The 11,949-nt window shown below is 61.5% G+C and carries 9 protein-coding genes and 1 pseudogene; 1 reads left to right on the plus strand and 9 read right to left on the minus strand.

The window, feature by feature from the left end; all coding sequences use genetic code 11:
- Positions 1 to 8 precede the first annotated feature (8 nt).
- On the plus strand, positions 9 to 317 hold the full coding sequence (mhuD, locus tag BJD99_RS04040; RefSeq protein WP_084345504.1) for a mycobilin-forming heme oxygenase MhuD: 309 nt from the start codon (positions 9 to 11) through the stop codon (positions 315 to 317).
- A 116-nt stretch (positions 318 to 433) separates the two neighbouring features.
- Here mhuD and BJD99_RS21400 read toward each other — a convergent pair.
- The 9 genes and pseudogenes from BJD99_RS21400 to panD all read right to left on the minus strand — a co-directional run.
- Positions 434 to 2,596 (minus strand): annotated as a pseudogene (locus BJD99_RS21400) (putative bifunctional diguanylate cyclase/phosphodiesterase); the annotation flags it as partial.
- 134 nt (positions 2,597 to 2,730) lie between these two features.
- Positions 2,731 to 3,168, minus strand: a complete 438-nt coding sequence (locus BJD99_RS04050) for an OsmC family protein (RefSeq protein ID WP_084345513.1) — start codon at positions 3,166 to 3,168, stop codon at positions 2,731 to 2,733.
- 55 nt (positions 3,169 to 3,223) lie between these two features.
- Positions 3,224 to 4,822, minus strand: a complete 1,599-nt coding sequence (locus tag BJD99_RS04055; RefSeq protein ID WP_084345515.1) for an MFS transporter — start codon at positions 4,820 to 4,822, stop codon at positions 3,224 to 3,226.
- 361 nt (positions 4,823 to 5,183) lie between these two features.
- On the minus strand, positions 5,184 to 7,724 hold the full coding sequence (locus BJD99_RS04060; RefSeq protein ID WP_084345516.1) for an ATP-dependent Clp protease ATP-binding subunit: 2,541 nt from the start codon (positions 7,722 to 7,724) through the stop codon (positions 5,184 to 5,186).
- 310 nt (positions 7,725 to 8,034) lie between these two features.
- Positions 8,035 to 9,555 (minus strand): lysine--tRNA ligase, encoded by a 1,521-nt coding sequence (gene lysS, locus BJD99_RS04065; protein ID WP_084345518.1) that lies wholly within the window; start codon positions 9,553 to 9,555, stop codon positions 8,035 to 8,037.
- A 39-nt stretch (positions 9,556 to 9,594) separates the two neighbouring features.
- Positions 9,595 to 10,017: a rhodanese-like domain-containing protein gene (locus BJD99_RS04070; RefSeq protein WP_084345520.1), complete on the minus strand. Its 423-nt coding sequence runs from the start codon at positions 10,015 to 10,017 to the stop codon at positions 9,595 to 9,597.
- Complete coding sequence (locus BJD99_RS04075) at positions 10,014 to 10,562, minus strand: cysteine dioxygenase family protein (RefSeq protein ID WP_084345883.1); 549 nt, start codon at positions 10,560 to 10,562, stop codon at positions 10,014 to 10,016. Before BJD99_RS04075 ends, BJD99_RS04070 begins: the two co-directional genes overlap by 4 nt.
- 147 nt (positions 10,563 to 10,709) lie before the next feature.
- Positions 10,710 to 11,510, minus strand: a complete 801-nt coding sequence (locus BJD99_RS04080; protein ID WP_084345531.1) for a type III pantothenate kinase — start codon at positions 11,508 to 11,510, stop codon at positions 10,710 to 10,712.
- 2 nt (positions 11,511 to 11,512) lie between these two features.
- Entirely contained in the window at positions 11,513 to 11,944 is a 432-nt protein-coding gene (gene panD / locus BJD99_RS04085; RefSeq protein WP_084345532.1) for an aspartate 1-decarboxylase, read from the minus strand.
- Positions 11,945 to 11,949 lie beyond the last annotated feature (5 nt).

The raw sequence follows: 11,949 nt of genomic DNA on the forward strand, positions 1-11,949 counted from the left end.
TCTCGGTCATGGCTGTCGTGAAGATAAATGCAATCGAAGTTCCCGAGGGTGCAGGCGCGGAATTGGAGAAGCGTTTCGCTGCCCGCGCCGGCGCTGTCGAAGGTTCGCCAGGTTTTCTCGGCTTCCAACTCCTGCGCCCGGTCAAGGGTGAAACCCGCTATTTCGTAGTGACGCAATGGGAGACCGAGGAGGCATTCCAGGCGTGGTCGGCGGGCCCAGCCAGGGCAGCGCATTCGGGCGAGCGCGCCAAGCCCGTCGCCTCCGGAGCATCGCTACTCGAATTCGAAGTAGTCCTGGACGTCGCAGCCAAGGCCTGACGCCCCGTCGGAGTGCCAGTCGTCGGCAATCGTTCCTGCAACGCTGCGACGGAGAGCTCGCGTTCGATGCGAGTGATCGACTCCTCCAGCTCTTCGGCCGGCACCGGACGTCCGATATAGAAGCCCTGCGCGCCATCACACCCGAGTGCGCGAAGTCGATTCAACGTGTCCCCGTCCTCGACCCCCTCCGACACCACGTTCATTCCGAGACTGCGTGCAAGGTCGATCGTCGACCGCACGATCGAGGCATTGATGGGCTGAGAAACCATCGCCGTCACGAACGACTTGTCGATCTTCAGAGTCTGAACGGGCAGCGAACGTAAATATGCCAGCGAGCTGTATCCGGTCCCATAGTCGTCGATCGCAATGGTCACACCCAGATCGCGAAGCGCGACAAGGGAATCCACCGACCGACGTGTATCGGTCATGGCCGAGGTCTCGGTCACTTCGAATTCCACCGCGTCCGGAGGCAGATCGTGACGCTGGAGTGCCTTGGCGACCTGCCCGACGAGCGTGGGGTCGATCAGATTCCGGACCGAGAGATTGATCGCGACCCGAATGTTGGATCCCTTGCGACGCAGCGCACTACAACACGCCAATGCATCCTCGAGGACATACGCGGTGATCGCGGGCAGCATGCCGGTGCGCTCGGCATCGGGAAGAAACGACGAGGGGGCGATCAACCCCTCTCGTGGATGCTGCCAACGAATGAGCGCTTCGACGCCGGTCACCGATCCGGACCCGAGATCGAGACAGGGTTGAAAGAAGACTGTGAGCTGGCGTTCGCTCAGCGCTGTCTTCAATTCCCCCAGCAAACGCATCTGCTCATGGCGATCGCAGTCCATGGAGGGTGCGTACACCGATAATCGAGTGTGCTCGTGCTTGGCCGACGTCAGGGCAACATGCGCATGTTGCAACAACCCGTGGGCATCGACACCGGGTTGATCTGCGGACAAGGCCATTCCGACCGTTGCCTCGAGCGCGATGTTGATATCGGTGACGAACATGGTGCAATTCACCGCGCGCTGAAAGTGCTCGGCGCACCGAGACGGCGACAGCTCCATCGAGTCCGAGGGGACGGATACGACGAACTGATCGCCACCCAATCTTCCGACGACCGCATCCACGACGGCGGCCGAGACCAATCGGTCCCCGATCTCCCGCAGCACCCGATCGCCGACGGCATAGCCGAACGTCTCGTTGACGTGGGCGAACCTGTCGATGTCCACGACCATCACCACAATCCCGGCCTCTCCTGCGGACTGGATCGAGAGGTCGAGCAGCTCCCCTAGGTGAGTGCGATTCGCAAGCCCGGTGACAGGGTCGGATATGGCCGCATGGGTCAGCGCGGCAGCCTGCCTGCGTAGCACCAACAGGAAACACGCTATCCGGGCCGCTGCAAGCGCGATGATCACCATCGTGGAGCCGAGCACGACCCATCCCCACTCGGCCGCAGGTAGCCCACGCGCCAGCTGCACTGCCATCACCGTGGGAGCCATCAGAATCGCCGAACCCAACCCCACCAGACGGGTGCGATCGAGCACGAAATGCGACTTCGGACCCCGACGCGGTTTCCATGCACGAGAAGGTGGATACAAGGCCACCGATCCCGCGAGGACGAACCCAGCGAGCCAACAGGCCTGGACGACGGCCGAGTCGCGCACCTCGACGCTGACGGCGACACGCGAAATCCACGTACCGGCGAAGAAGAACAGAAATGCGCAGGCAGCCAGCGCGAACGGCGCCTTCCGTGCCCTTTTCGACAGCAGCAGAATCACCATCAGCGATACGAGAAAACCGTCGGCTCCGGCGTAGACGATCGCCTGCCAGTGGCGAACGAACGACGTGATATCGAGGCTTGTTTCGACTCGCGCCTGAATGACGACTATCCAGGTCGCCAGTGCGACACCGCTGGCGACGATCGCGCCCTCGAGGATGTCCTCAACCCGGAACGCCCGAGCGGTGCCCACCCGAAAAAGAAGTAGCCCGGCGATGAGGGCAACGTGGCCGCCGACCCACAGAACGTCCGCCCAGGACATCACCATCGTATGACTCGGGTTGCCGACAAGATTGCCCAAACCCCACGCGAGCAGACCTACCACCCATAACGTCCAGCTGACGCCGTTCACCGAACGATTCATCCGGGCGCCGAAGACGACGAAGGCGAGCGCTACCGCCATCAGTACGCCATTGGCGATCGAGCGCGGCAGGCCTGCGGGCAGTACCAGGTACAACCCAGTGCCCGACAAGCCCAGCAGCAGAAACCTCGACCAACGCATCCTTTTCAGAGCGACCCCTTGTCCACCGACTACAGCCGTGCCCGACACCGAGTAGAAACGGTCCAACAGGGAGCATTCGGAGCGAGAAGCTCAGCGGATTGGTCGAACATCAAGATGAGCAAAGTCCGATGGAATCAGGATTCGAGTGCAGCGTCCAGAGTGATGTCGACTCCGGTCAGCGCCTTGCTCACCGGACAGGTTTCCTTCGCGGCCTGCGCAGCCTTCGCGAAACCGTCGGCGTCGAGACCGTCGACCTCGGCTCGGACGGTGAGCTTGATCCCAGTGAGTTTGAAGCCTGGCGTATCCGGTCCGAGCGAGACCTCTGCGGTGACGTCGAGGCTCTGCGGAGTACCGCCCGCCTCGGCGATCACGGCCGAGAGCTGCATCGCATAACAAGCCGAATGCGCTGCAGCGATGAGCTCCTCCGGACTCGTCGTGCCATCAGCGTTTTCAGCCGCGCGCTTGGGGAAGGACACGTCGAATGTCGCAGCACCGGAACTGGTCAGCTCGACCTGACCCGAACCCTTCTCCAGTGTTCCGTTCCAGGCTGTGCGTGAAGTGCGTGTAGGCATCGCTTTTCGACTCCTCGTTCGAATTCAGGCTCGGACGAGCCCGAAGAATCCCAGGCTAACCGGGTTCGTCGATCGGCGTTGCAGATCGACCCGCGTCGATCGAATGATATTGAGCGAGAAGCTTTTTCTCCTCGTCGCGCCCCGGAAAAGCGAAGAAGACCAGTACGGCACCGACCAGGACCACGATTATCGCGGCGGCGTAGGACATTTGATCACCGTCGAGAAACGCTTGTTTGGCTGCGCCGATGATCTGATCGGCGTACTGCGGATAGCTGCTTGCCAAATCGGTTGCCGACGAGAACGACTTGGTGAGAATCGACTGGGTTTCCGCGCTGATATTGCTCGCCTCGGGCGAACTCGAAATCTGCGACGTCAACGATGCCGCGTACCCAGCAGTGAGCAGTGCACCCAACGTCGATTGCATGATCGCTCCGCCGAGATCGCGTTGGAGATCCGCTGTTCCCGACGCCATTCCGGCGCGATCGACCGGCACCGAGCCGGTCAAGGAACGCGAGGCAGGTGTGCCTGCGAGGCCAACGCCGATACCGAGCAACACGTAACTGATCGCCACTACTGCATAGGACACGTCTTCCTTCCATGTCAGCCAGGCCATCACCAATCCGAGAACGATGAAGACGTAACCGAGCAGCAAAGTGAATCTCGACCCCCGATGCTCCACCAGCTTCGCCGACTGCGGCGCCACCAGCACCATCGCGACGGCCGCAGGTAGCGTCGACGCACCGGCGGCAAGTGTCGAGTAACCGAGCACGTTCTGCAGAAACTGCTGACCGACGAAGATGACACCCATCAGCGAACCGAACACGATGATCCCAGCCAGGGCCGCAACCCAGAACGTCCTCCGACGAGCGATTTTCAGATCGAACAGCGGGAACGACGTGCGGTTCTGCCGGACGAGAAATACCGCCCCTGCTGCAAGAGCGATCGCACCCAGCCCGAGCGCGACGGTTCCCATCCCGTCGACCGGCGCGAAATTAATGCTCAGCACCAGCGCTGCAATGAACACAACCGACACGATTCCACCGAGATTGTCTACCGGATCGGTTGTTTCGTTCACATGCGCTGGCACGAACGCAGCTGCCAGAACCAGGGCGACCAACGCCAGCGGTGACGTCACCAGGAAGACCGATCCCCATTGAAACTTCTCCAGCAACGCCCCGGACAACAGTGGTCCGAGCGCGGACATGGCGCCGCCGAGAGCCGACCACAACGCAATTGCTTTCGTGCGCGAAGCCCCGGACCACAACGCAGTGATGAGTGCCAGGGTCGTCGGGTAGGCCAAGCCTGCGGACAGACCACCGAGCAACCTCGCACCGAACAGAACTTCGAAATTGGGTGCGAAACCGGCAATGACACAGGCAGGTATCGACAACGCCATACCCAGAACCAACAACAGTTTGCGTCCGTAGCGGTCCCCGAGCGCACCGAGATAGAGGACCGAACCAGCGAGGCCGAGCGAATAGGCGACCGCGATCAGATTGAGCTGCGTCTGACTGGCGTCGAAGTCTCTACCGATTTCCGGCAGTGCGACGTTGGCGACCGCCAAATTCAGGTTTGCGACGGAAGCAACAAGGATGAGTACGAACAGAACCAAACCGGCTCGCGCGGGCGCAGTGTGCCTGTCGACTGTAGTCACGCACTCAGTAAAACCCAACGTTGCGTTCTCCGCCTCACCTATTGAGTGCGAATCCGACGGTTCCGCCGCCGCTTGAATGTGACATCGAAGCCATCAGATCGTATGAGTGGACCATTGAAGCGGTGGGGCGGGCGAATCCGACGGTTCCGCCGCCGCTTGAATGTGACATCGAAGCCATCAGATCGTATGAGTGGACCATTGAAGCGGTAGGGCGGGCGGGGAAGTGGGGCGGGCGGGGAAGCGGCGGGGCGGGCGGGCGAACCACCCAGCCCACAGACGACAAAGCAGGCCGCACCCCTTTCGGAGTACGGCCCGCTGAGTCGAAAATACTGGGCCGAAACTACTGGGCTGAAACTACCGACTAGTCGCTGTCACTGTCGCCGGTGGCCTTGGCCAGGTCGACGGGCAGTTCGTCAGGAACACTGATCGGCTTCTTCTCGCCGCGGAACGTGAACTTCGCGTCCTCGCCCGAGCCTTCGCCGTCCCAGTTCTCGACGTCGACCAGGATGATCTGGCCGGCTTCGACCTCGCCGAACAGGATCTTCTCCGACAACGCGTCCTCGATCTCGCGCTGGATGGTGCGACGCAGTGGCCGTGCACCCAGTACCGGGTCGAATCCACGCTTGGCCAGCAGTGACTTGGCCTTCTCGGTGACCTCGATCGACATGTCCTTGTTCTTGAGCGCACCTTCGACTCGGTTGAGCATGAGGTCGACCATCTGGACGATCTCGTCCTTGGTGAGCTGGTGGAACACGACGATGTCGTCGATACGGTTGAGGAACTCCGGGCGGAAATGCTTCTTCAGCTCGTCGTTGACCTTGAGCTTCATCCGCTCGTAGTTCGATCCGGTGCCTTCACCTGAGGAGAAGCCGAGTCCGACTGCCTTCGAGATGTCCGCGGTACCGAGGTTCGAGGTGAAGATCAGCACGGTGTTCTTGAAGTCGACCGTGCGTCCCTGGCCGTCGGTGAGACGGCCATCTTCGAGCACCTGCAGGAGCGTGTTGTAGATCTCCTGGTGTGCCTTTTCGATCTCGTCGAACAGAACGACGGAGAACGGCTTGCGGCGGACCTTCTCGGTGAGCTGGCCGCCCTCTTCGTATCCGACGTAACCGGGAGGAGCACCGAACAGCCGCGACGCGGTGAAGCGATCGTGGAACTCACCCATGTCGATCTGGATGAGGGCGTCGTCCTCGCCGAACAGGAAGTTCGCGAGTGCCTTCGACAGCTCGGTCTTACCGACACCGGACGGGCCGGCGAAGATGAACGAGCCCGACGGACGCTTCGGATCCTTCAGTCCTGCACGAGTACGACGGATTGCCTTCGAGACGGCCTTGACTGCCTCTACCTGGCCGATGATCCGCTTGTGCAGTTCATCTTCCATGCGGAGCAGACGAGTGGTCTCTTCCTCGGTGAGCTTGAACACCGGGATGCCGGTCCAGTTTCCGAGGACCTCGGCGATCTCGTTGTCGTCGACCTCGGCAACCACGTCGAGGTCACCGCTACGCCACTGCTTCTCACGCTCGGCGCGCTGGGAGACGAGCTGCTTCTCCTTGTCGCGCAGGTTCGCGGCCTTCTCGAAGTCCTGCGCGTCGATCGCGGACTCCTTCTCCCGACGTGCGTCGGCGATCTTGTCGTCGAACTCGCGCAGGTCTGGTGGAGCGGTCATTCGACGGATGCGCATCCGCGCGCCCGCCTCGTCGATCAGGTCGATCGCCTTGTCCGGCAGGAATCGATCGTTGATGTAACGATCGGCCAACGTGGCAGCTGCGACGAGTGCACCGTCGGTGATGGAGACGCGGTGGTGAGCCTCGTACCGATCACGCAGACCCTTGAGGATCTCGATGGTGTGCTCGACAGTCGGCTCGCCGACCTGCACGGGCTGGAAACGACGCTCGAGAGCGGCGTCCTTCTCGATGTACTTGCGGTACTCGTCGAGGGTGGTGGCACCGATGGTCTGCAGCTCACCGCGAGCCAACTTCGGCTTGAGGATCGAGGCCGCATCGATAGCGCCCTCGGCTGCGCCTGCGCCGACGAGAGTGTGCAGCTCGTCGATGAACAGGATGATGTCGCCGCGGGTGTTGATCTCCTTGAGAACCTTCTTCAGGCGCTCTTCGAAGTCACCGCGGTAACGGCTACCGGCAACCAGCGAACCGAGGTCGAGGGTGTAGAGCTGCTTGTCCTTGAGTGTCTCGGGCACCTCACCGTTGACGATCGCCTGAGCCAGGCCCTCGACAACAGCGGTCTTACCCACGCCGGGCTCACCGATGAGAACAGGGTTGTTCTTCGTACGACGGCTCAGCACCTGCATGACGCGCTCGATTTCCTTCGCACGACCGATGACCGGGTCCAATTTGCCTTCGAGTGCAGCCTGGGTCAGGTTGCGACCGAACTGGTCGAGAACCAGCGACGTCGACGGCGTACCGGCATCGCCGCGTCCGCTACCACTCTCGGACGGCTCCTTGCCCTGGTAACCGGAGAGCAGCTGGATAACCTGCTGACGCACCCGGTTGAGGTCGGCTCCGAGCTTGACCAATACCTGAGCCGCAACGCCTTCGCCTTCGCGGATCAGACCCAGCAGGATGTGCTCGGTGCCGATGTAGTTGTGGCCGAGCTGCAGTGCTTCACGCAGACTGAGCTCGAGTACTTTCTTGGCGCGCGGGGTGAACGGGATATGACCGGACGGAGCCTGCTGGCCCTGACCGATGATCTCCTCGACCTGGCTGCGGACTCCTTCAAGGGAGATACCCAGCGACTCCAGAGACTTCGCTGCGACACCCTCACCCTCGTGGATGAGGCCGAGCAGGATGTGTTCCGTGCCGATGTAGTTGTGGTTGAGCATCCGGGCTTCTTCTTGAGCCAGGACGACAACACGCCGCGCGCGATCGGTGAACCTCTCGAACATCGCTCTCCCTCACTTCTCGGTGGGTGGTAGCACTCCGCCCACCAGGTCTTCTAGCACCACGGTATTTGGTAAATCGGGTTCGCCGGCATTTGAAGGGTAAGTCTCACGTAGATGCCGAAAGGTATCCACGCCTCCAGCCTTACTCTAGTTGGCCGAAGGTTCACTTGCCGACCCTCGACCCCCTCTACAGGTCATCTCTGATCTGTAGCGACGGACCTATGTGCCTGCTTACTGTTCATAACGCACCGTCGGGGCAATTCGTTTCCCCTCTAGTGTCCGCTGTTGGCGAACAATAAACTTTGCTCGCAAGTCAGCCCTGAGACGGCTTCACGATCGGAAACAGAATCGTCTCTCGTATTCCTAGTCCTGTCAGCGCCATCAGGAGCCTGTCGATTCCCATACCTGTGCCTGTGGTCGGAGGCATGCCCTGCTCCATCGCGGCCAGGAAGTCCTCGTCGAGAACCATGGCCTCGTCGTCTCCGGCCGCAGCCTGACGTGCTTGATCTTCGAAACGCTCCCGCTGGATGACCGGGTCGACCAGTTCGGAGTAACCCGTCGCGAGTTCGAACCCGCGGATGTAGAGATCCCACTTCTCGGTGACGCCCGGCTTGCTGCGGTGCTGACGAGTCAGCGGAGACGTCTCGACGGGGAAGTCACGAACGAAGGTCGGCGCGAACAAATCGTTACCGATCTGGTTCTCCCACAACTCCTCGACGAGCTTGCCGTGACCGTAGATCGACTTGCCGTCCTTGCGCGGCACGTCGACACCGATCTTCTCGGCGAGGGCCAAGAGTTCTTCGACCGTGGTATCGGGCGTCACGACGATGCCGAGCGCCTCCGACAGGGACGGGTACATCTCGAGTGTCGTCCACTCACCGCTCATGTCGTAGGTCGTGCCGTCGGGCAGCAGGATCACCTGAGTTCCGAGCGCGGCCTCGGCAACCTCTTGAATGAGCTCACGGGTCATCTTCGCCGAGTCGTCGTACGTTCCGTACGCCTCGTAGGTTTCGAGCATCGCGAATTCGGGAGAGTGCGAGGAGTCGGAACCTTCGTTACGGAAGTTGCGGTTGATCTCGAAAACCTTCTCGATGCCGCCCACGACGCAACGCTTGAGAAACAGTTCGGGTGCGATCCGGAGAAAAAGGTCGGTATCGAGTGCATTGGAATGAGTGACGAACGGGCGGGCGGCAGCGCCACCATGCAAGGTCTGCAGCATCGGGGTCTCGACTTCGAGGAAGCCCCGTCGCTCCAGGGCATTGCGCAGTTCGCGTACGACCGCGATGCGCTTGCGAGCGACCGCGCGTGCTTCCGGGCGGGTGATCAAGTCCAGGTATCGCTGCCGAATACGCGTCTCTTCGTTCAGTTCCTTGTGCGCCACCGGGAGCGGTCGCAGAGCCTTCGACGCGATCTCCCACGAATCGGCCATCACGCTGAGCTCGCCGCGACGCGAGCTGATGACCTCGCCGTGTACGAAGACGAAGTCACCGAGATCGACGTCCGACTTCCAGGCCGCCAAGGCGTCCTCACCGACACCCGCAAGGCTGATCATTGCCTGGAGTTGAGTTCCGTCGCCTTCCTGGAGAGTGGCGAAACACAACTTGCCGGTGTTGCGGACGAAAATCACGCGACCGGCGACTCCGACGAGCACGCCCGTCTTCGCATCGGCTTCGAGGTTGGAGTACCGGTCACGAATCTCGAGCAACGTGTGCGTCCGCGCTACGGACACCGGGTACGCCTCACGTCCCTGTTCGAGCAACCGGTCCCGCTTGGCGCGACGGATCCGAATCTGTTCCGGAGTGTCGTCGGCGGTGGAGGAAGCTGAATCAGTCACAGACGCACACTTTATCTGTCGAACCCCTCAACAGGAGAATCAGTGCGCACTGACGGCCTTGGCCTCACGGACGGTGTGCTTGGCCTTGGTCAGCACGCCGAGCAGCCCGGCCGACTTCAGTGCCTGGTACCCGCCGACGAGGTCGGTGGCCTTCGTGAGCCCCAAATCCTGCAGCGACGCCGCGGCGAGGCTGGAGGTGTAGCCCTCGGAGCAGATGACGATCCACTCGACGTCGTGATCGACTGCGACAGCGAGCCGGGCATCACTCGTTGGATCCAGGCGCCACTCCAGCACGTTGCGCTCGATGGCAAGCGCGCCGGGCAGCGTGCCCTCGACGGCCCGTTGCGCCTGAGGCCGAATGTCGACGACGACGGCACCACGGGCAATCGCGTCGCGCAGCTCGAAGACGGTGGTGCGCTCGATGCGGCTGCGCGCCTGATCCAACATTTCGACGATCGTCATTTCGATGCACCTTCGGGTTCGTCGGTCAGCTCGGTACGGGTTCTTCGGAGCGAGGACTGCTCGGTGACTTCGTAGTAGGACATTGCTGTCAGCGGTGGCGAGTACGCGTGAACGCTGAGCGTGGGGCCGGGCGCGGTGGTGTCCGGTGCATGCATGACGTCGTGGACCCACCCGAGCGGGAACGACGCTTGATCCCCGGCATCGAGGCGCCGGCTCTTCAGTTCATTTCCAGCCCAACGAGATTCGACGAGGGAGCCACTGAGGACGGTCAATGCGCCGATCGAGCCCGCATGATCGTGAAGCTCGGTGGACCTGTCCGGTACCCAGCTGATGAGCCAGACGTCCAGGTCGTCGTCGGCGTGCAAACGACTCGCCCAGCGTTCTTCGGTCGGCCAGAGGCCGCTCTCGGGCAGGATGTCGTCGAATCGGCCGTCCAGCACGTCCGAAGCGCCCTGATCGGTGATACGCAGTAGGTCATGCGGCCTGAGCCGGGTAGGTAGAGAAAGCTGAGGCGCGGAACGGGCGCGGCTGAAAACAGAGCGCACCGGTGGGGAAATGAAGACAGGTGTGGAAAGCACGGGGAGTACTCCAGAGTCGATGTTTGAACGAGGCAGCGATCAGCCTCGACAACACTCCTGGGGTCCCATGCACGTCATCACGAGAAAGATTGTTACACACGCCACCCGCAAGCGCTAGCGCATCCGTCGTTTCGCGAGATTGCGCTCGTAGACCAGTCGCAGGCCCTCTAGCGTCAGGTCGGGCTCGTGATGCTCGATTGCACTGCTCTCCCCCATGATCAGCGGGGCACTGGCGCCGGTACCGATCACGGCCACGTCCGCACCGGAGAAGTCGGCGAGTTCACGACGGATGCGGGCGATCAATCCGTCGACCAACCCGGCGAACCCGAACACGGCACCGGACTGCATGCATTCGACGGTATTCTTCCCGACCACCGAGCGGGGCCGTACCAATTCGATCTCCCGTAATGCTGCTGATCTGGAAGACATTGCTGCAGTGGAGATCTCCAACCCGGGCGCAATGGCACCGCCGAGGAATTCGCCTTTGGCAGAGACGACGTCGACACAGGTCGTGGTGCCGAAGTCGACCACGATGCAGGCACTACCGTACAAATCATGCGCAGCAAGGGTATTGACGATCCGATCGGCGCCGACCTCCTTGGGATTGTCGACCAACAGCGGAACACCCGTTCGCACACCAGGTTCGACGACGACGTGCGGAATGTGCTCCCAGTAACGGGTCAACATCGTCCGGATTTCCCGCAGCACCGAGGGGACGGTCGACAGGGCGCTCACGCCGGTGATCTGATCGACGTCGTCGCCGAGAAGGCCGCGAAGCATCAATGCCAGCTCGTCCGCCGTTATTCGCGAATCCGTACGCATCCGCCAATCACGCAACAACTTTGCGTGATCACCATTGCCGCTGAACAGGCCGAGCGTCATCGATGTGTTGCGAATGTCGATCGCAAGCAGCATCTTTACACCAGAACGGAATCGGCACGAAGCGTGCGAGGTGTGATCAGGCCCGAGCCCTCGGGTGCATATGCGGGGTCACTACCGAGTTCGACGGGCTTGTTCTTGTCGTCGACGAACACCACTCGGGGTGCGTAATCCTTGCATTCCTGCTCGTTCATCACGCCGTAGGCAATGAGAATGACCAGATCACCAGGATCGACCAGATGTGCTGCGGCACCGTTTATACCGATCACCCCGCTGCCACGCTCGCCGGTGATTACATAAGTTTCCAACCGTGCGCCGTTGTTTATGTCGACGATGGTCACCTGCTCACCTTCGAGGAGATCGGCCGCCTCCATCAGGTCCTTATCGACGGTCACCGAACCTACGTAGTGCAGGTCCGCATGGGTTACGGTCGCGCGATGAATCTTGGACTTCATCATTGTGCGAAACATGTTCT

Source organism: Rhodococcus sp. 1163 (genome assembly GCF_002091985.1).
Taxonomy (GTDB): domain Bacteria; phylum Actinomycetota; class Actinomycetes; order Mycobacteriales; family Mycobacteriaceae; genus Rhodococcoides.